This is a genomic window from Paenibacillus septentrionalis, assembly GCF_042659865.1.
Taxonomy (GTDB): domain Bacteria; phylum Bacillota; class Bacilli; order Paenibacillales; family Paenibacillaceae; genus Pristimantibacillus; species Pristimantibacillus septentrionalis.
The window spans coordinates 342,039-366,284 of sequence record NZ_JBHSTE010000005.1 but is presented as its reverse complement, the minus strand read 5'-3'; the positions used below and the strand labels follow the sequence as shown (position 1 = coordinate 366,284).

Annotated in this window: 25 protein-coding genes; 17 read left to right on the top strand and 8 right to left on the bottom strand. The window is 43.5% G+C overall.

Features of this window, described 5'->3' with window-relative positions; all coding sequences use genetic code 11:
* The first annotated feature begins 15 nt into the window (after window positions 1-15).
* The 5 genes from ACFP56_RS16510 (at window position 16) to ACFP56_RS16490 (ending at window position 3,298) form a co-directional block, all read left to right on the top strand.
* On the top strand, window positions 16-267 hold the full coding sequence (locus ACFP56_RS16510; RefSeq protein ID WP_379236534.1) for a transcriptional regulator SplA domain-containing protein: 252 nt from the start codon (window positions 16-18) through the stop codon (window positions 265-267).
* Window positions 260-1,288 (top strand): spore photoproduct lyase, encoded by a 1,029-nt coding sequence (gene splB, locus ACFP56_RS16505; RefSeq protein WP_379236532.1) that lies wholly within the window; start codon window positions 260-262, stop codon window positions 1,286-1,288. The genes ACFP56_RS16510 and splB overlap by 8 nt, the downstream gene beginning before the upstream one ends.
* 144 nt (window positions 1,289-1,432) lie before the next feature.
* A complete protein-coding gene (locus ACFP56_RS16500; protein WP_379236530.1) occupies window positions 1,433-2,287 on the top strand; it encodes an ABC transporter ATP-binding protein in 855 nt (284 codons plus the stop codon).
* Complete coding sequence (locus tag ACFP56_RS16495) at window positions 2,280-2,936, top strand: ABC-2 transporter permease (protein WP_379236528.1); 657 nt, start codon at window positions 2,280-2,282, stop codon at window positions 2,934-2,936. Before ACFP56_RS16500 ends, ACFP56_RS16495 begins: the two co-directional genes overlap by 8 nt.
* Window positions 2,933-3,298 carry a GntR family transcriptional regulator gene (locus ACFP56_RS16490; RefSeq protein WP_379236526.1) on the top strand — a complete coding sequence of 122 codons (366 nt, stop codon included), beginning with the start codon at window positions 2,933-2,935 and terminating at the stop codon, window positions 3,296-3,298. Before ACFP56_RS16495 ends, ACFP56_RS16490 begins: the two co-directional genes overlap by 4 nt.
* A 125-nt stretch (window positions 3,299-3,423) precedes the next feature.
* Here ACFP56_RS16490 and ACFP56_RS16485 read toward each other — a convergent pair whose 3' ends face one another.
* A complete protein-coding gene (locus tag ACFP56_RS16485) occupies window positions 3,424-4,395 on the bottom strand; it encodes an aldo/keto reductase family protein (RefSeq protein WP_379236524.1) in 972 nt (323 codons plus the stop codon).
* 124 nt (window positions 4,396-4,519) lie between these two features.
* On the opposite strand from ACFP56_RS16485, the gene ACFP56_RS16480 reads away from it, so the two are divergent.
* Together ACFP56_RS16480 and ACFP56_RS16475 are read left to right on the top strand one after the other, a co-directional pair.
* Window positions 4,520-4,897, top strand: coding sequence for a MerR family transcriptional regulator (locus ACFP56_RS16480; RefSeq protein ID WP_379236522.1), 378 nt, complete (start codon window positions 4,520-4,522; stop codon window positions 4,895-4,897).
* Window positions 4,898-5,018: 121 nt separating this feature from the next.
* Complete coding sequence (locus tag ACFP56_RS16475) at window positions 5,019-5,915, top strand: AraC family transcriptional regulator (RefSeq protein WP_379236519.1); 897 nt, start codon at window positions 5,019-5,021, stop codon at window positions 5,913-5,915.
* A gap of 95 nt (window positions 5,916-6,010) precedes the next feature.
* On the opposite strand, the gene ACFP56_RS16470 is transcribed toward ACFP56_RS16475, so the two are convergent.
* From ACFP56_RS16470 to ACFP56_RS16455, 4 genes are all read right to left on the bottom strand, one after another.
* A complete protein-coding gene (locus ACFP56_RS16470; protein ID WP_379236517.1) occupies window positions 6,011-6,952 on the bottom strand; it encodes a DUF4179 domain-containing protein in 942 nt (313 codons plus the stop codon).
* Entirely contained in the window at window positions 6,939-7,493 is a 555-nt protein-coding gene (locus ACFP56_RS16465; protein WP_379236515.1) for an RNA polymerase sigma factor, read from the bottom strand. The genes ACFP56_RS16470 and ACFP56_RS16465 overlap by 14 nt, the downstream gene beginning before the upstream one ends.
* A 231-nt stretch (window positions 7,494-7,724) precedes the next feature.
* Complete coding sequence (locus ACFP56_RS16460; RefSeq protein WP_379236513.1) at window positions 7,725-7,883, bottom strand: YfhD family protein; 159 nt, start codon at window positions 7,881-7,883, stop codon at window positions 7,725-7,727.
* A gap of 31 nt (window positions 7,884-7,914) precedes the next feature.
* A complete protein-coding gene (locus ACFP56_RS16455) occupies window positions 7,915-8,658 on the bottom strand; it encodes an SDR family NAD(P)-dependent oxidoreductase (RefSeq protein WP_379236511.1) in 744 nt (247 codons plus the stop codon).
* A gap of 183 nt (window positions 8,659-8,841) precedes the next feature.
* On the opposite strand from ACFP56_RS16455, the gene ACFP56_RS16450 reads away from it, so the two are divergent.
* The 8 genes from ACFP56_RS16450 to ACFP56_RS16415 all read left to right on the top strand — a co-directional run bounded on the left by ACFP56_RS16450 (window position 8,842) and on the right by ACFP56_RS16415 (window position 20,920).
* On the top strand, window positions 8,842-10,110 hold the full coding sequence (locus ACFP56_RS16450; RefSeq protein ID WP_379236508.1) for an erythromycin esterase family protein: 1,269 nt from the start codon (window positions 8,842-8,844) through the stop codon (window positions 10,108-10,110).
* A 340-nt stretch (window positions 10,111-10,450) separates the two neighbouring features.
* Entirely contained in the window at window positions 10,451-12,976 is a 2,526-nt protein-coding gene (locus ACFP56_RS16445; protein WP_379236506.1) for a PAS domain S-box protein, read from the top strand.
* Between the two features lie 160 nt (window positions 12,977-13,136).
* Entirely contained in the window at window positions 13,137-13,373 is a 237-nt protein-coding gene (locus tag ACFP56_RS16440) for a ribbon-helix-helix domain-containing protein (protein WP_379236504.1), read from the top strand.
* A gap of 20 nt (window positions 13,374-13,393) precedes the next feature.
* Entirely contained in the window at window positions 13,394-14,548 is a 1,155-nt protein-coding gene (gene dnaN / locus ACFP56_RS16435; protein WP_379236502.1) for a DNA polymerase III subunit beta, read from the top strand.
* 324 nt (window positions 14,549-14,872) lie between these two features.
* Window positions 14,873-15,637 (top strand): TerC family protein, encoded by a 765-nt coding sequence (locus ACFP56_RS16430; protein ID WP_379236500.1) that lies wholly within the window; start codon window positions 14,873-14,875, stop codon window positions 15,635-15,637.
* Between the two features lie 261 nt (window positions 15,638-15,898).
* Window positions 15,899-16,855 carry a sigma-70 family RNA polymerase sigma factor gene (locus ACFP56_RS16425; RefSeq protein WP_379236498.1) on the top strand — a complete coding sequence of 319 codons (957 nt, stop codon included), beginning with the start codon at window positions 15,899-15,901 and terminating at the stop codon, window positions 16,853-16,855.
* Window positions 16,856-16,926: 71 nt separating this feature from the next.
* Window positions 16,927-17,343, top strand: a complete 417-nt coding sequence (locus ACFP56_RS16420; protein ID WP_379236496.1) for an SRPBCC family protein — start codon at window positions 16,927-16,929, stop codon at window positions 17,341-17,343.
* Between the two features lie 409 nt (window positions 17,344-17,752).
* Window positions 17,753-20,920, top strand: coding sequence for an amidase family protein (locus tag ACFP56_RS16415; protein ID WP_379236494.1), 3,168 nt, complete (start codon window positions 17,753-17,755; stop codon window positions 20,918-20,920).
* Window positions 20,921-20,991: 71 nt separating this feature from the next.
* Here the strand turns inward: ACFP56_RS16415 and ACFP56_RS16410 are convergent, their stop codons facing one another.
* On the bottom strand, window positions 20,992-21,597 hold the full coding sequence (locus tag ACFP56_RS16410) for a TetR/AcrR family transcriptional regulator (protein WP_379236492.1): 606 nt from the start codon (window positions 21,595-21,597) through the stop codon (window positions 20,992-20,994).
* Window positions 21,598-21,739: 142 nt separating this feature from the next.
* Between ACFP56_RS16410 and ACFP56_RS16405 the strand changes: the two genes are divergently transcribed.
* A complete protein-coding gene (locus ACFP56_RS16405; RefSeq protein WP_379236490.1) occupies window positions 21,740-21,934 on the top strand; it encodes a hypothetical protein in 195 nt (64 codons plus the stop codon).
* A gap of 5 nt (window positions 21,935-21,939) precedes the next feature.
* On the opposite strand, the gene ACFP56_RS16400 is transcribed toward ACFP56_RS16405, so the two are convergent.
* Window positions 21,940-22,788, bottom strand: coding sequence for an SDR family NAD(P)-dependent oxidoreductase (locus ACFP56_RS16400; protein WP_379236488.1), 849 nt, complete (start codon window positions 22,786-22,788; stop codon window positions 21,940-21,942).
* Window positions 22,789-22,963: 175 nt separating this feature from the next.
* Here ACFP56_RS16400 and ACFP56_RS16395 point away from each other — a divergent pair, with 175 nt between their 5' ends.
* A complete protein-coding gene (locus tag ACFP56_RS16395; protein ID WP_379236486.1) occupies window positions 22,964-23,410 on the top strand; it encodes a MerR family transcriptional regulator in 447 nt (148 codons plus the stop codon).
* Window positions 23,411-23,431: 21 nt separating this feature from the next.
* Here the strand turns inward: ACFP56_RS16395 and ACFP56_RS16390 are convergent, their stop codons facing one another.
* Complete coding sequence (locus tag ACFP56_RS16390; protein ID WP_379236484.1) at window positions 23,432-24,217, bottom strand: nucleotidyltransferase domain-containing protein; 786 nt, start codon at window positions 24,215-24,217, stop codon at window positions 23,432-23,434.
* Window positions 24,218-24,246 lie beyond the last annotated feature (29 nt).

The window sequence follows — 24,246 nt, the reverse complement described above, 5'->3', positions numbered from 1 at the left end:
GGATGGGTTGGTACAATGTCAGATGTTTTTCAACCGGGTCAAATTGTATATGTAATTATACGAAACCCTCATGTTCAAGGAGTAGCCAATGTTCAAGAGGCTGCAGTTGTAATGGATCCACATTCACCGGGTAATCTTTCACTGTTTCTTTACGAAACGTATTATCCGTTATCCGATGACGTTGCCGTATATCCAACAGCAAGTGAGGCCGAAGAAGCCTATAAAGAAGCTTTTGGATTTGCTGACGTGGAGGGCTTTTATGGTTAAGCCATTCGTGCCTCAGCTTGTTTATGTAGAACCAAGAGCACTGGAGTATCCTCTAGGTAAAGAATTAATAAGCAAATTTGAAAATATGGGCATTGAAATTAGAGAAACAACCTCACATAACCAAATACGAAACTTGCCTGGGGATAATGACTTTCAAAAATATAGAAATGCCAAGTCAACGCTAGTCGTTGGAGTTAGAAAAACATTAAAGTTTGATACGTCAAAGCCTTCCGCAGAGTATGCCATCCCGTTTGCGACGGGGTGCATGGGTCATTGTCATTACTGTTATTTGCAGACGACGATGGGCAGCAAGCCGTATATTCGTACATATGTTAATCTGGACGATATTTTTGATGCCGCCAATCAATATATGAAGGAACGAGCTCCCGAGATCACAAGGTTTGAAGCATCCTGTACATCGGATATTGTAGGTATTGATCACCTAACACACTCTCTTAAGAAGGCTATCGAATTTTTTGGTGAATCTGAACACGGACAATTGCGTTTTGTAACCAAATTTGAACATGTCGATCATTTACTTGATGCCAAGCATAATGGTCGCACTCGTTTCCGCTTCAGCATGAATGACGACTATATTATAAAAAATTTTGAACCAGGAACATCGAGACAAGCGGAGCGGATGGAAGCGGCGAAGAAAGTAGGAGAGGCAGGTTATCCTTTAGGATTTATTATTGCTCCGATCTATTTGCACGAAGGATGGAAAGAAGGCTATAAAGAAATGTTTGAGAAATTAGAAGCCGCCCTCTCAGTGTCCGCGAAGAAAGATCTGACCTTCGAATTAATTCAACATCGATTTACGAAGCCAGCTAAAAATGTTATTGAAAAAAATTATCCGATGACCAAGCTGGAGCTTGATGAAACGAAGAGAAAATGGAAATGGGGACGATACGGGATTGGGAAGTATGTTTACACAGACCAAGAGCAAGAGGATATCAAAGATACGCTTGGCAGATATATTAACGAATACTTCCCTCAATCTAGAATTGAATATTTCACATAAATACGTTTAAACGAAAAACTCTTCATGAAGGACTAACCCCAAGAAGAGTTTTTTGCATTTAAGAAAATAACCAATTGACTTTTCAGAATGCCTCGTGATACATTGTGTATACACAACATGCACAATTTAATAGGGAGGTACGGTATGCTGGCTTTAGATATTCGTAATTTGAATAAAAAGTATCCCAATTTTCAGGTGAAAGACGTATCGCTTCAATTGGAGAAGGGCTATATTATGGGTTTTATCGGTGCCAATGGTGCGGGAAAAACGACCACGATCAAATCAATCTTGAACATGATACAGATCGATAGTGGTGAAATTTTCATTTTTGGAAAGAACATTGCCGAACACGAAATTGAATTGAAGCAGGTTATCGGATGTGCATTCGGTGATATTGATTTCTATACGCGTAGCAAAATTAAAACGCTAACCAATATTACAAAGAGGTTTTACAGGAATTGGAATGACGAAACCTACTATAATTATCTAAAAAGATTTAAACTGGATGAAAACAAGAAAATTGCTGAATTGTCGACAGGAATGAAAGTAAAGTACAATTTGGCGCTTGCTTTATCCCATGGTGCGAAGCTTCTCGTGCTTGATGAACCGACTAGTGGACTCGATCCTGTTTCACGAGATGAGCTGTTGGATATTTTTCAAGAGCTTGTTATTGGGGGGGAGATCAGCATTCTTTTCTCTACTCACATTACATCTGATTTGGAGAAATGTGCCGATTTTATAACCTTCATCGAACACGGTCAAATTATCGCCAGTTCTGAGAAAAACGACTTTATGGAGTCGTATCGTTTACTTAGCGGCAGCGAGAAACAATTGCACGAAGTGAAGGATCAATTAATTTCTTATAAGCTCAACTCATTTGGCTTTACCGGATTGATTCATGCCAAAGACTTTGATTCTTCTTCCAACCTAAAGGCAACCACGCCGAGCCTTGAGGAAATTATGATTTATTTCGCCAAAAAGGAGTATGCGCATGTATAATTTAGTGATGAAAGATTTGAAAATAGGGGTAAATCCGTGGTTCTTCGTATTACCCTTATTTACAGGTGCCTTAATGCTTGTGCCCGGGTGGATTTACTTTCTAGTCCCGCTTTATTTTTGTTGGATAACGGTACCGAACATATTTGGCGGATTTAAAAGTCAGAATGACTTGATGTTTAATATGATGATGCCCGTGACCAAAAAAGACATCGTGAAAGCTAGATTAACCGTTATTGTCATTCTGGAACTGATGCATCTTTTGATCGCAATGATCTTCAGTATATTTACGCTTCGTTTATACCCGAATTTGACTTATTATTTCTTCTCGCCGCATTTGGGATTTTGGGGATTATGCTTTATTATGCTCGCGATTTTCAATTTTGTACTTCTATCCATGTATTATAAAACAGCATATAAGTATGGCGCAGCAACGACTGCAGCTATTATTGCGGCAATGCTTTTTGCCGGAGTTGCCCAGTGGGTTGGAATTCAGAGTCCGTGGATGCACGATATTTTCTATGGCCCTGGAGTAGAAAATACATCGCTGCAACTTTCCATTCTGATCATAGGCATCGTCATATTTATTGCATTCATTCTGGCTTCCTACCGTATTGCGGTGAAGCGATTTGTGAAAGTGGAGTTATTATGAACGTATCCATTTCGAATACATCCGAGAAACCGATCTATCAGCAGCTTTACGAACAAATCAGTGCTCAAATTCTGAAAGGCGAGCTAGAAAGCGGCTATTGCTTACCGCCCATTCGGCAAGCTGCCCTAGAGCTACGAGTTAGCATCATCACTGTAAAGAAGGCTTGGGAAGAACTTGAACGAAGCGGGCTAATCAATACAGTAACAGGTAAAGGATGTTTTGTAGCTGAATTTACACCAGATGAGATGCTGCGAATACGCAACGAAATGATTCTAAAGCAATTGGAAAGCGATACATTGTACTACAAATCATTTGGCGTCACCCTAGATGAAGTGATAGAGCTGTTGAAGAAGATCTACTAACACCCCTCTATCCTGTTCGTTCGGCAGCATGTGTATACAGTGGTGCAGGACGGGGAGTACCAGTAGAATAACACCTCAGACGACTTGCCGCTTGTTGCCGCTGGTCATCTGAGGTGTACTGCGTTTTACCTCATAGGAGCGAAATGACGGATGGTAGCAAGAATTTCCTCTGTACGTGACACGATATCAGGATTGAGCTCCAGATCGATAGCTTTTATGTTTTCTTCAATCTGCGCCGGTCGGCTTGAGCCGATGATCGCCGAGCTTACAGCGGATTGACGGAGTACCCAAGCCAGAGCAAATTGGGATAGCGTCGCACCGACCTCAGCTGCTAACTCCTCAAGCTTGGCCGTACACTGTAGTACGTCTTCGCGCAAGTAGCTGTTGATAACGCCATTGGTCTGATTATTGGCCGCACGTGTATCTTGTGGAATAGGATGGCCGGGCTTGTACTTACCGGTCAACACCCCTTGAGCCAGCGGAGAAAACACAACAAGGCCGAGCCCTTCTTGCTCGCATTGGTGGATGACTCCTTCTTTCTCGATATACCGCTCGAACATATTGTAAATCGGCTGGTTGGATATGAGCGGTCTCAAGCCTAGGCTTTTGCCGATACCGGATGCTTCGGCGATTTGCGCCGCTGACCATTCGCTGACTCCCGCGTATAGGATCTTGCCCTGAGCCTGCAGATCGTCCAGCGCCCGCAGTGTCTCATCAATCGGTGTCTCGTGATCGAACCGATGACATTGATACAGATCAATATAGTCAGTGCCCAAACGCTTCAGACTGGCCTCGCATTGCTCCATAATGTGCTTGCGTGACAATCCCCGTTCATTGGGACCAGGTCCTTGAGCAAAGAACAGCTTGGTCGCGAGCACATAGCTGCTGCGCGGGTAATCCTTTAAAGTGCTGCCCATTACTTGCTCTGCCCCAGCATAAGAGTTGGACGTATCAAAAAAATTAATGCCTGACTCATATGCTTTATGAATGCAAGCACGTGCCGCCTCCTCCGAAGTCGCCGAACCATAGGTTAGCCAGCTCCCTAGACCAATCTCACTTACTTTCAATCCGCTTCTGCCTAGTTTCCTGTATTTCACTGCTTTCACGCCTTTCCAAAAGAAATATCGTATTGCGTAAACTCAGATTAATAGTTAAAGTGGGGTTTAAGTCAAGCTTTCAATAGCATAATCTCGGATTCACGGGAAAGGAAGGGATGTATGCATGGAATACACGATTAAACAAGCTGCTGCGCGCACAAATTTGCCGCCCTCTACCTTGCGCTTCTACGACAAGGAGGGATTGATGCCGCTGCTGAAGAAGACGGCATACGGTACCCGCAAATATTCGGAAACAGACATTCACTGGCTGGAGCTGGTTCGCTGCCTGAAGGACAGCGGTATGCCGCTGGAGGAGATCAAGGCATTCATGCTGCTATGCCTGGAGGGCTCGGCAACAAGCGAGCAGAGAAGAGAGATGCTGGAGCGCCACCGTACGAACATCGAGCAGCAGATGGCCGTGCTGAATCGAAGCCTAGGCGTTATCAACTACAAGCTCGATCATTACAATGAGATTGGAATTTTTCACATCGATAAAGACTAGATGGCCACAGTGAGTCGGATTGGCCAGCTCGTCATTGTCTAGAAGCAACTTTTTTTGGCACGAAACGTTGCGAAGCTTTTCTTTACCCCACTTATACTTGAACTCGAGAGGAGGGATTGAGATGGAGTGGCTTGAGAGGATGAATCGAGCGATTGATTATATCGAGACGAACCTAACGACAGAGATTAAGTTGGAGGAAGCAGCCAGAATGGCCTGCTGTTCGTCCTATCAATTTCAGCGTATGTTCTCGTTTATTACAGACGTGACGCTAGCCGAGTATATCCGAAGAAGACGGTTAACGCTGGCTGCACTGGAGCTGCATAATGGCAGTGCGGCGAAAGTAATTGATGTCGCGATGAAGTACGGGTACGAATCTCCAGTTTCATTCGCAAGGGCATTTCAAGCATTGCATGGAATCACCCCGTCTATGGCTCGCCAAGAGGGAATTGCTCTGAAAGCCTATCCTCGCTTATCTTTCCTTATCACAATCAAAGGGGTAGAGGCAATGAATTACCGAATTGAGACAAAAGATCGTTTTGAAGTATTCGGCATTGAGGGTGTGTTCCGTGTGGATGGGAGCGGGGAGGAGCCGCAGACTCCGGCGAAGCTGTGGGAGAAGAGCCATGCGAACGGAGACGTGAAGCGTCTTGAAGAATGTGCGGGGGAATTGCCATCGTTTGTCAGCAAGAATCTGTATGGCGTCCATGCGGTATGCAGCTACAAAAAAACCGAGCCAGATACATTTCCATATATGTTGTTCGCTTTTAAAGGAAAAGGCAGCAATACTGATGGGTACAAGACGACAATCATTCCGGCGCATACGTGGGCAATCTTCCCATCTGAGCCGCATACATGGGATCAATTTGGTGAGACGATTGATACGCTATATAGACGCTTTTATACGGAGTGGCTACCGACGGCTGGCTACGAACAAGTGGAAGGATTAGAATTGGAATTGTACGGCACAAAGGACAGCCTCAATTATATCGAACTTTGGTTCGCAGTTCGTAAGGTTTGATTGGCTGTATAAGCACGCCGAGCGGTGTATAATTTTTAGGGCGATCAAATCTACTTGATCGCCCTTTGGTTGCTAATAGAAGCTATTCTGCTCAGTTATTTTTCGATATCGAATGCGATATCATTAATAATGACTTGCTTTATGGTATCCAAAGGAAGAATCTTTGAGAAGAGTATGAACTTATCTGCATAAGTACCGTTATGATCTGACCTAATATTACCTGACCTAGTTTGGAGCAAGTCGCCATGTTCGTATGAATGGTTCTTTTCTTGAAGCAATAGCTCCTTTGTTCCGTCATTGAATAGCAACTCAATTTTATAATCATATTCTTGCATATCTGTACGAGTATCTGTCGCCTCGAATGATAAACCAAGCTCTGATACGTAAAGCTTATTGAACTGATACTGGAACCCGCTGGTTGTATCTTCCGCAATGTCCATATCAATACGATCTACAGTAGGCGACAGTGAAACTTCGATGGGTGTATCCATCCCATTAAGTGAAAATCGAAGAATTCCGTCATTTTGAATGTATTCCTGAAGCTTAGATACGCCCTGGAGACCAATTTTATAATATTTGATGTAAGGTTTTCTTAAATCTCTCAGCTCCGATACGCCATATGCACTACCCACTGTACGGATATCATAGGTAGAAAATTGATAGCTACCAAAATTCTTTTTGCTCTTATCCCCTAATGCCTCTATTGATACAACAATGTAACCCAAACTTGAATCTGTCACAATTTCATGGACTTTCAGCTCATAATCGTTGTTCGAAATCGTTTTTCCTACCGTAAGTATTTTAGATTGTTGAATCCCCGTTATTTTGCTGAGTATGTTTTGTATGCCTTCAGCATTCAGAGCGTATGCCACCCCACCTGTTGTAATGACAAAAGCAGCTGCAATCGCGCAGGCTATTTTAGTGAATCTGTTCTTGAACGCAAACATCTTGTTCCGTTTTATTCTACTCATTGTTAAATGCTTGACCCTGTTTAGATTAATCTCCGGAATCTCTGTATGATTATTAGAATTTTTCAATCCCACTACCTCCTCTTTCACAGTATTCAACAATTGTTTTCCTGCCTCTGTAAATCTTAGATTTTACCGTAGATAAGGGAAGATTAAACATTAGGGCAATATCTTCAAGTGTATAATTCCAAATATAGTAGGCATGAAGGATGTCGTTATCTGGAGGCTTCAATGCCGCGATCAACTTCTTAATCGTTGTGATGCTTTCTTTTTGAATCAGCGCTTCGTCAGTTGCAGGGGAATTCATTATCGAGCTTTGATCATCCAACGGCTGATCATTCTTCACTTGCCTCCACTTGTTCCGGGTCATGTTCCGCGCGATTTGTGCCAAGTAAGGCTTTATAGACTCTGTTTGTACAATTTTGTGTCTACTTTTCCAGATAGCATAAAACACATCGGATACAACCTCTTCAACATCCTCCGCATTTAACGCTGGACCGCCAACTCGGTAAACAATTGTTGCAGTGTATTGGCCGTATCTAGTAATGAGTTCTTCTATTGCCTGATCATCGTTTTCTTGAAGTCGTTGTATTAATAAACGATCACTCAATTCCATCCCCCCTTTCCTATCAATACAATGAATCATAGAAAAAAGTTTCAATGCTCGAATTAATTTTTCTACTATGCATCCGTATATTACCTAATTTAAGACGTAGCGAGTGTTCAAGAGGCTGTAGTTTAAACGATGACGTTGCCATATATCAAACAGTCATTAATAGGAATAGGAAAAAGAGCACATCTACTGAGGTGTGCTCTTCATAACGGTTGCTGGAATATGCCATTACTTTTTTGTAGTTTTCTTAGGAGCTCGTCTTGTAAGATCTGCGATCTCTTGAGCAAACTCCTCTTGTACCTCGTTAGGCGCAATTTTTTCGTTTTTTGGTGTTTGTGGTAGCGAGCTTTTGTTTTTACTATGACCTTGGTTATTGTTTCTTCCCATATTTAGAACACTCCATTCTATTTGGCTAATTTTATTGTGCTGTATACCCGCCGTCAATCATAAGTGAGCTTCCAGTTACGAATTCATTTTCACATAGAAATACGATGCCATGCGCAATTTCCTCTGGTTGACCAAGGCGTCCAATAGGATGTCTGGCAACCAAACCGTCATAAAATTCTCCCAGCGCTTCTTTGTTGACCATTCCAGACTCAACATATCCAGGACAAACAGCATTTACGCGGATATTTTTATCTGCATATTCTAACGCTAAAGATTTCGTTAAGATGTTGACTGCACCTTTACTTGCATTGTATGCGAAAGCGCCTGCCTCCCCAACATGTCCTAGAATGGACGCAGTATTGACGATTGAGCCTCCACCAGTTTTTAACATTTCGCGTATCGCATACTTTGCGCCAAAAAATACGCCATCTTGGTTGATCGAAATTACCTTATTATATTCTTCAAAAGTGAGCTCATGGGTTTTGGCAAGTACACCAATCCCTGCATTGTTGACCATGATATCTAATCGACCATAAAGCTTTACGGTTTCACTTACAAGGTTTTCAACAGACTTTTCTTCAGCAGCATTCACATAGATGAATGTTGCATTTGAACCGTTGCTGCTTAGTTCCTTTTCAACCTGTTTTCCAGCTTCCTCGTTATAATCGGCAATCACAACTTTTGCACCTTTATCTAAAAAGGCTTTTACTGTCGCTAAACCGATACCCGAAGCTCCACCGGTTACGATTGCGACTTTATCAGCTAAATCAATCATAAATCAGACTCCTTTTCATTGTAGCAACAATGGGTATTATGCTTTTGTTCACGTTATTTATTCAGGTGTAAAAGGGGTCATGTTCTGAATAGTTGGTCCGAATGAGGGTGAGAATAGCATAAACCGAACAAGCAGGTTCCACTTAATCAATTCTTACGTAAATGGAACATTTAGAGGGAGTATATGAATATGTGGGAAGAAGACATCATACAAGAAATTCAAAGTTTATCGAGGCCCATCAAATCGATGGATGATCTAGAATTGATTATACAAGCTGTGAGTGATTGTGAAATCGTTATGCTAGGAGAAGCTTCCCACGGTACCTCAGAGTTCTATACCATGCGAGCAGAAATTACGAAAAGACTAATAAAGGAGAAAGGTTTTTCCTTTATTGCGGTTGAGGGCGACTGGCCGTCATGCTATACATTAAACAGATACATCAAGCATAAAGCGGATGCGCCTGCACATGCACGAGAAGCGTTAAATGACTTTAATAGATGGCCGACGTGGATGTGGGCTAACGAAGAAGTAATGAGCTTAGTGCAATGGCTTCATGAATTTAATGAAAATAAGAAAGATAACAATCAAATTGGATTCTACGGCATTGACGTCTATAGCCTATGGGAATCGATGGAAGAAATTTTAAGCCATCTCAAGAAAACGAATTCTCCTGATTTGGCAATGGCACAGAAAGCGTTTGAATGCTTTGAACCGCATGGTCGAGATCCACAAGCTTATGGCGTTTCCGCAAGCTTTCTTTCTGAGGGCTGTGAGGAGGAAGTTGTTAAGCTGTTGCTTACGCTTCAGGAGAAGAGAAAAGAAGGCAAGCCCCAAGATGAAGTATCGCTAAACGATGAGCTAAATGCTCTGGTTACTATCAATGCTGAGCGTTACTATCGATCCATGGTTCGTGGTGGCCCTGATTCTTGGAATATCCGTGATCGACATATGGTAGAGGCGTTGTTACGTATTAAGGATTTTCACGGACCTCATGCGAAGGCGATCATATGGGAGCATAACACTCATATTGGGGATGCAAGAGCAACAGATATGACGGCTGAAGGGATGATTAATGTTGGCCAGTTGCTTAGAGAAAAATTTGGTCAGGAGCATGTCTATGCGGTGGGCTTTGGAACCTATCAAGGTTCGGTTATCGCTGCAAATAGATGGGGTGGTGAAATTGAAGTCATGAAGGTACCGAAAGCGATACCTGGCAGCTGGGAAGCTTTACTTCATCAGGCCGGTGCTCAGGATAAAATGATCATTTTTGATCAGGATCGTAATGTGCTCGAGCAACCGCTTGGACATCGGGCAATTGGTGTCGTTTACCACCCAGATTATGAACGGGGCAACTATGTACCGTCTATCTTGCCAAGTCGATACGATGCATTTATCTATGTAGACCAGTCGCGAGCTCTTAAGCCGCTTAAGCAGCCTGTTCTTAATAAATAAGGATGAACCTGCAATAAATGAGATTTACTATGCCTATCTAAGAGACCCTCATTTGCTAATGGAGCAAATAAGGGTCTTTTATATATTTACAGTAATTATGACGTAGCTCATGCTGGTTTAATGCTATGCTGTACCCTGGACGCTGTAAACAGCTGTCGAAGATGGTATGTAGAGTGGGTGAGTGGCAAGTAAGTGGCATTCGTGAATAGATAAACAGAAAGGTAATGCCAAGGGTTCCCTACAAAGGTATAGTAAAACATCGGATACAAATGCACGAAGAATGCGTGAGAAATCATTATCGCGCCCATCCTATACTTTAGACAAGCATTGGAGGAACGACATGTTTTTATTGACAGAACATCATTTACCGATCGTGTTTTTGGCCTATACGGTAGCTGCCGTCTCTGCTTTTGCTGCATTCAGCCTTATAGAGAGATTACTGGCGACTAGGCGGACAGTCTGGTTGTTCTTAGGGGCTGCGGCGCTCGGACTCGGTATATGTTCGATGCATTACATTGCAATGACAGCGCATCCGATAACTGCTGCTTACGATATATGGAGAGTCGTTACATCGTACTTCGTTTCTTTATCTGCTTCCTTCATTGCCTTCATGATTATATGGCTTTCAAAGCACGTTTGGTGGTCTATTCTGACGGGGAGTGTGGTCCTTGGCATCGGTGGGACTGTGCTGCACTATGTTGGGACAGGCGCGTTAATTGGGGTGACGTTGGAGTATCAACCAGTATCGGTTGTACTTACAATTGTCGTAGGCATTCTTGATGCTTTCCTTGTGTTTACATTAGCTTATCGTTGGCATGCATTGATTAAGAAATTGGTAAACAAGGTTCTCTGTTCCGCCTTTATGGGTTTCGGTATGTTAGGACTGCACTTCGTGGCAGTAGCTGGCACGACGTATATAGACATGAATCCTCACTCCGCTTGGATTGCTTCTCATGGTCAGGAATGGGTAGGTGGAGCCATCTTCTTTGCAACACTGTTCATACTCACGCTCGCGGTGACGTTCATCTATATTGATAGGCGACTAGTGGCAAGTGAGATGCGTTATAAACCGTTGTTCGAGGAAAACCCTGACGTTGTCCTGTTGGTAAATCGAGAGGGTTATATTCTACACGGAAATGCCGCTGCAACGGAAGTACTTGGGTATGAGCAGAATGAGCTCCGGTTGACGCATATCCGTGAGTTTGTGGAATCTTCCTTTGTGTCGCTGGCCGAAAAGATATTTATCCAAGCCGTAACGGAACAAACTAGCTCGCATGAGCTTGCGTTCCACAGTAAAGAGGGAGCCGTCGTATTATTGAAGCTTTATGCGATTCCACGGATTATTGACCATGATCATCAAGGTGTCTATGTGATTGGCAGAGATGTTACGGAATCAAGGAGAAATATGGATCGAATCGTACGACAGCACGAGCAGGAAAAGCAATTCCACGAAACCCGATTTCAAAAGATAGTTGAATCCGTGCTAGATGCGGTAATTGTAACGGACGAGGATCTGCGGGTCGTTTTATGGAATCAAGGTGCGGAGCGGGTATTCGGTTATACTAGCGCGGAGGTGCTCGGCGAAAGCATTGAGTTTATTATTCCAGAAGGGTATTTGACAAGGCATCGCAAGGGCTTTCACTCCTACCACCATGGTGCCGCCCCGCGTATTATCGGTAGTGTGGTAGAACTTGAGGGTAAGCGCAAAGGAGGCACGATATTCCCCATCGAGCTTTCTCTAAATTCCTGGCAAGCTGATCGAAAGTCTTATTATTCAGCGATTATTCGCGATATCTCTGAGCGAAAACGCGCCGAAGAGGCCTTAATGAAGAGCGAAGCAATGTACCGCGAACTTATTGAATTTTTCCCGGAAGCCATTATGATTGCACGGGGAACACAATGGTTGTTCATCAATTCCTTTGGTGTCAGCTTGTTGGGTGGCAGCGCACCGGATGATCTTTTAAGGCATAACGTTTTTGATACGGTTCATCCGGATTACCACCCCAACGTACGCAAGCGAATCCAGCTTACAGAGATGCAGGGTCGTACATCTGAGCGGATGGAGGAGAATTGGGTTAGGTTGGACGGTAAACCTCTTCATGTGCTAGTATCCGCAATGCCTGCAAAGTTTAACGGTGAAACGGCAAGAATCTTGGTCGTTCGAGATATAACAGAGCTTCAGAAGGCGAGAGAAATTTATGAGCGATCGGAGAAGTTGGCAGTCGCGGGTGAACTCGCAGCGGGCATTGCTCATGAGATTCGGAACCCGTTGACGGCTATAAAAGGATTCCTACAGCTGACGAAGAAAGGGATTAATCCAGATTATTATGAAATCATTGCATCTGAGATGGATCGAATCGAGCTGATTATAAGTGAGTTGTTAATGGTGGCGAAACCTCAACGGACGAGCTTTGTGTTAGAAAAACTACAAGACGTTGTTCTGCATGTTGTGAAACTGATGGAATCGCAGGCAAATTTGAACAATGTGTCGATAGAGCTTAACCTTCCTCAGGAAGAAATTTGGATACATTGCGATGAAAACCAATTGAAACAGGTGTTCATCAATATGCTGAAAAACTCAATCGAAGCCATGCAGAGTGGCGGAACAATTTCCGTACAGATTTCGAGAAATCCGGCATCAGCGGTGGATATCGTTATCCGCGACGAGGGTTTAGGCATTCCTGACGATAAGATAGCCAATCTTGGTCAGCCCTTCTATACGACTAAGGACAAAGGTACAGGCCTTGGCTTAATGATCAGCTACAACATTATCAGAAACCATCAGGGGCATGTATCCGTTCAAAGCCGGGCAGGTGAAGGTACGGTATTTACAATCACGCTGCCGGTCGCAGGAGATGAAGATTAAGATTATGTCTGATTAGGAGCAAGCATGGTGCAAAAGTAAGCAAAATTTATGTTTTGTGGATGAAATTATGTTTTGTTTGTTAACATCCATCAAATATGATACGATGAAATTGAATGATTTTTGAATAAAGTTACCTAAATCATAATTGAGGTGTATTCTATTGCCCAAAGATAAGATTAACGTTCGTGTTTCTAATAAAGATGGACAGTTAGGCTTTGTTTTTACAAGAGGCGGTCTTCGTCAAGGTTCAGGTAGAAAGGGAATAGGTGTAACTAAGAAAGTGTCGTTAACCCTGTCGGAGGAATTATGGGACAATATTGAGAACTACCGTACTGAACATAGATTATCCCGTTCAGAGGCGCTTCGTAACATAATTGAATCTTATTATGCCAAATAGTATGGAGGCAGGTGAAGTGTTTGCTCATTGAAGTGCAAAAAGATGTTCTTATGCGTTCGCTGCAACACGTAATAAAGGCTGTTGCATTAAATGGTCCAGCACCTATACTTCAAGGGATACATATTCAAGCAGCATCAGATCGTGTTATCTTTACTGCCAGCAATACAAGTATGACGATACAGTCTGAGATTCAACAAAGCAGCGCTACTTTGAACATTAAAAGAAAAGGGACTATTGTTATACCGTCGCGTTACTTTTTCGAGGTGATTCGAAAGCTCCGAGACGGAGTGATTGTACTAGAACTAGAAACTGAAGAAAAGCTGATGCTGACCATCAGGTCAGGACACTCAAACATACGATTATGTGGGATGGCCCCAACAGAATTTCCGTACATTAAACGTGAAGAAGAAGAGCGCTATTCCAATAGACTGCAATTAAATCACACCTTGTTTAAGGCAACGATTAAACAGGTAGCAGTAATGGCAGCAACCTCTGAGAACAGACCGGTATTAACCGGAGTTTCGTTTGAGTGTAATGATAATCACATTAATATCATGGCTACTGATGGTGTCCGCCTTGCTTCTCGTACCTTACATATTGCAAGCAGTTCTCATACAAATTTTAAAGTGATTGTCCCAGCAAAAAATCTGTTGGAATTAGCAAAGCTGTTAGGCGATGAATATAAAGCTATTGAGATGGCTATCTGCAACAACAGAGTAAAATTTATAGCGAATGGACTGAAAGTTGAGTCAGCCTTAATTGAAGGGACATTTCCCTCCATAAACAATGTCGTCCCTCGCTCTTATTTGTGTGAAATTTTAGTTGATAGAGAATGCTTTTTAGCTGCTGTTGATTGTGTCACAGTTCTGGCGGGAGATTATATTATTAGGCTAGCAGCTGAATCTGCGCAATTAAAATTATTGTCCCGAACAAGGGAAATCGGAGATGTTGAACATGCAGTGCCTTTACTCGAAATGAGAGGCGAACAATTTTCCATCTCGGTTAATGGCAAGTTTTTAAGTGATATGCTTCGTAACCGTGAGTGTACCAGTATTCGAATTAGATATGCTGGACAGACAAGTCCCATTGTCATTCTTCCCAACGATTCACTGAAATCAACCTTTTTCTTGCTTACTCCTGTTCGAACACAATATGAATATAACAAGAGTAAATGAGTTCGGCACCTGCGCTGAACTCATTTTTTGTGTGTTGTGGGTTATTATGCGCCAATTATTTATTTTTATTAACTGGAAGCCCAACAGTTAAACAAGTAGACTGCCTGAGAGCAAGAAAAAGAAGTCTCATTAAAATTTTTTTTAAGGTGAGGCTAAGTTCAAGCAGAACATTAATATATTAACTTAGTGAAAGCATTGGGTTGAATAATTGTATCAAAATTTGGATCGGTGTGTTTTTGCGTATAACGATTGATAGGAAAGAAAAGATTATCTATATATGCTGTAAGAAACTTTGCGAACAATTTAATGGGGTGATCGATCAAGATGGAGTCAATATGGTTGGAGTATGCATGGACTTTACTGATTCTAATTGGGTTGGAAGGTTTGCTGTCTGCGGATAATGCGCTTGTTCTGGCAATCATTGCAAAACATTTACCTGAGGAACAAAAGAAAAGAGCAATTAATTACGGGATCATTATGGCTTTTGTTTTCCGTTTTGCTGCATTGTTCGCGATATCGTTCATTGCGAATGTTTGGCAAATACAGGCGGTTGGCGCTGCTTACCTGCTTTATCTTGGATTAAAGCATATCATCAAAGCGCGTTTCGGCAAGGAAAACAAAAACAATCAAGAGGACATCAAAAAGGAGTCTGCAGGGAAAGGGTTCTGGCCTACTGTCGGAAAAATAGCACTTGCAGATCTCGCCTTTGCAGTTGATTCCATTCTTGCAGCAGTAGCCTTAGCACTTGGTCTTCCGGATTCACCGCTCGGTGATTTTGGCGGAATGGATGGTGGTAAGTTCCTGGTTGTGCTGATTGGGGGTATAGCTGGCCTTGTCCTAATTAAATTCGCGGCTACATGGTTCGTTAAGCTGCTTGCGCAGCGTCCTGCACTTGAGACGACAGCTTATGCGATTGTGGCATGGGTTGGAGTGAAGCTGGCCGTCATTACCTTGGCTCACGAAGACATCGGCGTGTTGGATCATCATTTTCCACATAGCACAGTCTGGACTTTATTTTTCTATGGTGTTCTCGTTGCGATCGCACTTATTGGTTGGTTTGCGCCCTCAAATAAAACGCAGACGGGGTAGTTCTGTTGGCAAAATCGAATCTTGCATATGCAATGCAAACTCCGTATTGGCTCTCACTATGAGGCGTAGTCAGAAAAAATGAGGAATGGAATCTGAATGAATCGAGGGGCACCTAATCAGGTGCCTTTTTGAATTGCTGTCATAGCTTCATTGGCGTGAGGTAAAAATCATACATTGGCCAAGAGGGATTTCATGTCAGATCACGAATATACACGAATATAGACTAGGAAAATGACGATCTATCCTAAGAGGAGGCACTGTATGAGCGCAACTGCATTCGATATGCAGCTATTAGAGGACTTACGACCAGAGTTAACATCCTTTTGCTACAGGATGCTCGGATCTATTGATGATGCAGACGATGCCGTTCAGGATACCTGCATTCGTGTGTGGCAAAGCTGGGACTCATTTAGACACGAATCGTCACATAAAACTTGGATTTATCGTATTGCATCAAACGTTTGTCTGGACAAGCTGAGAAAGGCGAAACGTCGAACGCTTCCAGTAGATCTATCCGATCCCGCAACAGCCATTATCGCACCGCGCGATACGTTGCCTGAATCGTCTTGGATCTGGGTTGCTCCAGATTTTGCGGAGAATCCAGAGCATGCAATGATGCGTAAGGATACGTTGCAGCTTTGCTTTCTCGCCCTTTTGCAAACTTTACCGCCTCGTCAGCGAGCGGTGCTTATTCTAAAGGATGTATTTGAATGGCCCTCGAAACTAATCGCAGAAACGTTAGGCATGTCGGCAGCTGCCGTTAACAGCGCCTTGCAACGAGCGAGAGAATCAATAAATCGAACCAATCTTCGGTCAGATGAGCTAAGCAGAATGGATGTCGAGCCGGATCAAGAGCTGCTAACACGGTATGTGGAAGCCTTCGAACAATTCGATATTGATGCCTTAGTATCACTATTCCATGAGGAAGGCTGTATGTCTATGCCACCTTTCGCTATGTGGGTTCGCGGCAAGGACGATTTGTTCAAGTTCTTTTCACTTACTCGAAGTCATTGTGAAGGGTCAAGATTTATACCTGTAACCGTGAATGGAGGCTATCCTGCCTACGCGCAGTATATGCCAAGTGAAGAGGAATCCATCTTGGTTCCTTGGGGGATTCATGTTATTGAAGTAAGGGACAATAAAATACTACACGTACAAAATTTTATTCATACAAAATTATTTGAACGATTTGGCCTTCCGACTCACATAAACCGATGAATTTGAAATATGGATGACGTCTTTATCATCGAGAACAAAAATATAGCAAGCTGAGAAGGGTGTGTTTTAATATGGAAACGACAAAGGTAAGCGTGGAAGCGGTCATTCAAGCACCGATCGAAAAGGTGTGGACGTATTGGACAGAACCGGAGCATATTAAGAAATGGAATCAAGCAACAGAGGAATGGCATGCACCGAGAGCGGAGAATGATTTGCGAATCGGCGGCAAATTTGTAACGAGAATGGAAGCGAAAGATGGCAGTATGGGGTTTGACTTCTCAGGAGTGTATGACGATATAAAACTACATGAGCTAATCTCCTATACGATGGAGGATGGGAGAAGAGTCGAAATTAGATTCGAGGCTCAAGGTGATGCAACGAAGGTTATTGAGGTGTTTGACGCAGAAAGCACAAATCCCGTTGATATGCAGCAGGCAGGCTGGCAAGCGATTATGGACAATTTCAAAAGGTATACCGAAGCATCTTGATAAAATGCCAGTACCTGTACCGGGTGCTGGCATTTTCATATTGGATAGAAGGAGAAAGAATCTATTTCTCATGGCTAACACTGCAATTCCCCGAGAACTCGTTTTTTGGTCAGTTAAACAAAATAGGACAAACAATAGCAGGATAGCATTCATCTATAGAGTGCTGATCCTGCTATTTTTAATTTACTAGCTTCATATAACGTTACCAACTATCTAGTAAAATATCGATAAGTAAAATAACATTACATATTATGTGAAATTAATGCGAAAATGTACTGATATTGTATAGAAGTCACAATAGTTTTCTGAATTAATGTGAGATATTCTATTAAAATTCTCAAGATTATTGACCGTTTTAATAGAGTGATGTTATATTTTATTACACCAAACTACAAGGAGCTGAGAAATATTGATTAATCTTAAATCTGGCCATAAAAAGCAAAACCCTTCACTCCCTGCACGTTCAAAAGCTCATGCAAACTGGAGCAAAAGAAAAGTGTTAGCGGCAACGCTAGCATTATCGGTAGTGGTTACTGGAATTTTTCCGTTTCAGTCAGCGAGTGCATTAACGGTTCTGAAATCTCAAAATGGTGCAGAGTGGGAATTCCATGATTCCTTTGCGCCGAACCTTGATACGGGCAGCTTGCGTAAAATTGGTTCATCACAAGCACAAGGCTTCGGTAATATCTTTGTGAAAGTATCTTCTACGCCAGCGCCAATTATGAATGGGCAAATGATGCGCGGATTTGGCTTGGAATTTGATGAAGTTGATACGTTCAATACAACACAATCTGTCAATTTAGGTAATGTATTAATTACGCGCGATATTTATTTTGATGAAGAGAATAATAAAACTAGATTTTTTGATACCTTTACCAATACAACGAATAATACTGTAACGGTAGATGTGTCATTTGGCGGTTCACTAGGTTATGGTACTGCTGAATTCGCTGGTCAGGTCAAAGCAACTTCATCCGAAGATCTTGATATTACACCAGAGGATTCATGGGTATTAGTAGGGAATAGCCGTGAAGGAGATCGACCTGTCGGTGTTGTATTAGGTTCATCTGCTCCTTTTGAAGGTGCTTTTACTGCAACAGGAAATCAGCAAAAGGATCCCTTCACAACGCCTTTAGCAACCTCCGGTAATGATGCAAACTTTTACGGCTTTATTCACAGCTTAGACATTGAGCCTGGCGAAACAAAATCGCTCGTTCGATATGTTCTTGTTGGAGAAACGGGTGAAGAAGGTGTGACTAGTACCGTTACTGCTCTGAATGCATTAACAACTGAGCCAGATGTAGCGAATCTCACACCTGAACAAATTTGTACAATTAGCAACTGGGACTTGTCCGCCATTGCTGATGTAGATGCGGAAGCATGTGCAGCTGTTACTAGACTTGCTGTTCCAGCAGCACCTGCGGCACCTGCATTGATCACGACATCCCCTTATGATGTTACAAATAAGACGATTGCTGAAATGCAAGCAGATATGGAAAAGGGCGTAACGACGTCCGAGCAAATTACACGCGCTTATTTGGATCGAATTAGAGCTTATGACTTCGGTCAACTAGGCTTTCATGCTTTCCTACATGTTTCAGAAACTGCAATTGAACAGGCAAGAGCAGCAGACAGAGCTCGTCGAGCAGGAGAAACTGGAGAACTACTAGGTATTCCTATTGCGATTAAAGATATTTACGATACGAAAGATATGCCAACTACTGCTGGCTCTAAAGCTCTTGAGGGATGGCAGCCTAAAACGGATGCTTATCAAGTTGAAAAGCTTAGAGAAGCTGGTGCGGTTATCATTGGTAAAGTAAATACTTCTGAGTTTGCTAACAGCGGCAGCTTTAGTGAAAGCGGATGGATGCAAACATGGAACGCACTATATCCATCTAAAACGTCGTTTGGCTCAAGCGGTGGATCAGCAGTATCTGTCGCAGCAGATTTTGCAGCAGCTGCTATGGGTTCACAAACAGGTGTTTCCTTATACGCGCCGAGTGTTGGAGCTAGCTTAACAACGTTCCGTGGTACAGATGGAATGGCTAGTGTACGCGGGGTAATGCCACTAACATGGGGGCAGGACTATGCAGGACCAATTGCGCGTTCGGTTACTGACCTTGCGTATCTATTAAATGCGACTACAGGTACGGATCCGCTAGATATACTTACAGTAGAGGCTGACGCAAAACGTCCTAGTGACTGGACTGAGGCTCTAAAAGTTGATGCGCTAGAAGGGAAGCGAATTGGATATATCCCTGCTTCTTTTGAATCTGCATTCGCTGATGATGGTACAGGACAAGCAGTTATGGCTAAGTTCTCTGAACTTGAGGCAGCAGGTGCAACAATGGTAGAAATGAGTGCACCTCCAAGAGCTCCACAGCGCCCTGCTGGTATTAATGGTTCAACGGAAGGTTGGGCTCGTTATATTGAGCTGCACGAGGATTTCCCATATGCAACTGGTGATGAACTGCTAGCGTCCGATAAGGTACTATTGTACAACAAAAGAAATTTGAATCAACGCGAACGTATGACTGAAGAGCAGGTACAAGCGTATATTGATTACAGAACGGCATACAAAGAGGTTATTAAAGAGTGGATGGATGAGGCTAATGTAGACAGCGTAGTCTATGCTGGATTCATAAGTGATGTTTACAACAATGATGGCGCTACAAGTCAACTAAGCTCTGACCGAGGTACTGGAGTATTAACTTCTAATGTAGGTCTGCCGACAGTAGTCGTCCCAGTTGGTGAAAGCCCTAATGGATATTCCATCGCGATGCAGCTAGTAGGCAGAGCTTGGGACGATGCCAACATTCTTGGTATGGGTTACGCACTTGAGCAACAAGCACAGGCTAGAATGGTTACGCAATACGCTCCGGCTCTAACGTATACAGGTGGACCTACTACTCCTCCTGGACCTGTAACTCCTCCACCGGTTGTTGATCCAGCACCGCAACAGGATGAAGAGGTGGAGCCTACAGATCCGCAACAAGATGAGGGTACTGATGGGCAACAAGATTCTCCTGAGGTAATCGAATTTACAGATACAGAAGGACACTGGGCTAAGGCTAGCATCGATCGATTAGTCTCAAAAGGGCTGTTAAATGGCTATCTAGACGGAAGCTTCCGTCCAGAGCGCAGCTTGACTCGTGCAGAATCGATTAAAGTGATTGCAACACATCTTGGATTAGAAGGCGAAGCAAGCAGTTTTGCAGATGTTCCTGCTGGACACTGGGCTAATTCTTATATCGGTGCTGCTTTCCAATCCGGTTTAATGCAGGGCTACAGTGATGGAACGTTCCGACCCGAAGGAATGATTACACGTGGAGAGTTAGCTGCAATCATTGCTCGAGCATTTAAGTTAGAAGGTACTGGAGGAGCTTCCTTCAGCGATGTAAATACCAGCTCGTGGTCCTATGCATATATTGATGCATTAGCATCGAATCAAATTGTTACAGGATACGCAGATGGCACATTCAAACCGAACCAAGATATTACTCGCGCAGAGTTTGCTACAATTATGACTCGATTGCTAAGATTTTGGAATAATTTTATGTTGCAGCTGACAGATTAAGTTAAAAGCCGTTTCCGATAGATTTTCGGAGACGGCTTTTATAATTGTTGTCGATCATTCTATATGCAACTCTACATATCCGCATTGCGTATGCAAAGCTCACCTAAATGCGAGCTGATGATCCGCTCAATCGTTTCAGGTGTATATTGCTCCGGGCGAAGCAATGCAAGGATGTTCAAGCCTTCGACAACTGCGGCTAATCTAAGCTTTTCAAGCTCGATATCTATTGACGGGAGAAGCAGCTCCGCATCAGCGAGCAGGCCGAGAACCGTTTTAGTCAGGTGGTGAAGTCCGTCCGTAAGCTCGTTCATTTTTGCCTGCAGGGCTGAGCTTGTGAGCGAACGAATGGCAAATACCCACCAGACGCTGATTGCCGTTCGTTTTTCTGAATTCATAGGCAGCAGCTCTAACAGCACTTCCTTTGCGGCTTTCAACGGGATATGGCTAATTTCCAGTCCTTCTGCATTCTGTGCTGCTCTTGTCAGGTAGTAATCCACGATAAACAGCAGCAGCTCATCCTGCGTCGAAAAATAATGGCGCAACGCGCCCGGCGACAATTTTGCTGCAGCGGCAACGGCACGAATAGAAGCATGCTCAATCCCTTTTGTTTCGATAATATGCCAAGCTGATTCGGCAATCAGTCTCCTTTTTTGTTCGTGGTCCACGATTTTAGGCAAGATACACACCTCTTGTTTTATTTAGTACACTGTATTAAAATAAATAGCACAGTGTGTTATTTTGATTTTTATATTGTTATAACGTATCGTGGCTGCCACGTCAATGGCGTTGCACCTTATCGCGACAACGGGAGGGATTTTCGTGCAAAGCTACTCCAATGGATTTCGCTTTCATGCGACCTGTTACATTTGTAAAAACGAGTTTGTAGTGTTCGAAGGAACTCAGGCATACGACTACGTAAAGCGGGACCGGCAAGGCATGCATTGCTGCGAGGATTGCAAGTATAGAATTGAGCTTGAAGCGCGCCTGCAGTTCGGACGACGCTTGCTGACTTAAAAAAGCTATTGTAAAAATTCATGCTCGTAAATCGCCTTTACCCTATCCAGTACATGCTGTGCCTGATCTTGAAACTTTAATTCCGCAACCTGACCCTTCAATAAAAATACGCCGCTCTTAGCTCGCTGTTCTCCAAGAGCACCTTCATACAGCAGACTCGCCCCTTTAGTTGGCGGGGGGAAGAACAGCTTCATCAATGGCTTGACCAATAAAGGCAGACCGGAATTTTTTCCTTTTCTTAGCGTATTGTTGCTGCCTGGGTCTACACTACGGATTTTGATGTCATCCTTGGCAAGCTGCGGTGCGATGGCCTGAGACCATAGCGATAGCGCTAGCTTGGAGGTGGCATACGGGCCAATCAGCTTGCGGAACGTTTTAGGCCGCTCCAAAATTTCAATGCTCAATTCCTTCGTAAATTTGATGGCTGAGGTTGAGGTGTTAATTACCGTTTTTAAGCTGCCGTTTTTAAGGAGCTCCTTTAATTCCATCAATATAATATACGGCACTACTGTCATTACCTCGTAATGCTTCTCTCGCCCTTGCTTTGAATAACTTAGCTCTGGAAAGCTGCCGCCAGCGTTGTTAAACAAAATATCGATTTGCTGCTCATTGGATTTGATCTGCTGCAGCGCTCTTCTCAAGCCCCCGTAATCCGCGAGGTCAGTCACTTTATAAATGCGCAGCTGCCTGCTTTTGCGCGCTTTTTCGATGCTTGTATCGTCTGCCGGAAACTCCGAACGATTCAAAGCAACTACCTGCCAGCCCTCCGCCAGCAGCTTCCGTGCTAACTCCAGGCCGATCCCGGCGTTTGCACCAGTAATTAATGCGGTATATTTAGGTTGTGATGTGTTCATTGTCTCTCACTCCTTCTGAAACAGGGATATTTCCCTGGATGCGCTCATTGTAAAACTTGGAGTCGACTCCAAGTCAAGGAGTGGAGAATGAGGCTTGGCTTATTGGAGAACAGTTTGACTTGGAGCCAGCTCCAAGATGTATAATGCATAATAAAATATGTTTGGGGGGACGAGAATGAAGGCGGAGCAAACCTTTACGATCAAGCAAGCAGCAGAGCAAAGCGGCATTTCCGAGGACACGATTCGTTACTATGAAAAGATCGCGTTGCTGCCCCGAGCGGAGCGCAAGGAAAACGGCCATCGCATTTATCGACAGGAGGACATCCAAACGCTCCAATTGATTTCCTGCCTGAAAAAGACGGGGATGCCGCTGGAGGAAATGCGGCCGTTTTTGACGGTTACCGCCGATGCTGATCCCGCAGAATATCCTGAATTGGTGGAGCGTCTAAAGAAGCACCGGGAAAATATCGTCAGCCAAATTGACTCGCTGCAGCAGGTCGTTGACTTTATCGATATGAAGCTGGAAGCGGGAAGATACCGTCGCCCGAATGATTCGTGCAGCACGAAGAAAGAGTCGCAAGCAAAGCCGCCTGCCTCGACTGCGCAGAACAATTATTTTTAAGCAGGCGGTTTGCGGGATGGATTACAAATCAAGCACGGGCACTGGCCCGTCCTGCCAGTTCAATTGGCTATCCACCATGAATTGAACCGTCCAATGGTGCTCCGCAGCGTACCAGTTATGGAATTCTACTATGCTCTTGTACAGCTTCTCAACGGCTTCCGGCGTTCGTTTCTCAAGTACCTGATCGATGTCGGTCATTAAGTCTTTCGGCTTGCTCGGAACCTCCTGCAAAGCCTTCAGGAACCACTTGTAGGATGGAAACAGGATTTCATTGTATGCCAATATCAACCTTCCTGCGAAAAATAGATACTGGGTTAGACTATGGTCAATCAATAAACGATTGTCGCGTTTCAACCCTTCGTAGTAGTACCATTTCCAGGTTTCAAATTGAGCATAGAACTTTTGCATGTTCTCCTCTTTTTTATCTACCGGATATTTTGCTGCGGCAGTGACTAACTGCTGCAGCCCGTCAATGTTGGAGTAGGTAAGAAATGCATCCTGAAAAGCAAATTTCGCCGGCTCACTCCCGAACTCTGCAACTTGCTTAATGAAGGAAGGCGATATAATTTTGCCATCCACATACCCACCCTCATAAGCGCAGGCTTCCGTTTCAAAGTAGCCCAAATTGTAGGTTGATCGGGAGCGTGCATAGTCCTCGTCGGAGTAGACGATCATAATATCGATGTCTGACGATTCATTGGCGAAGCCATGCGCCACAGAACCTCCAATAATAACTCCTTGAACTTCTGGTCTGATCTTCAACTTGTCGGTAATAGCGTTAATGGCAATTTGATGATGTGGATACATTTGACCAACTCCATAAATGGATTTCAATT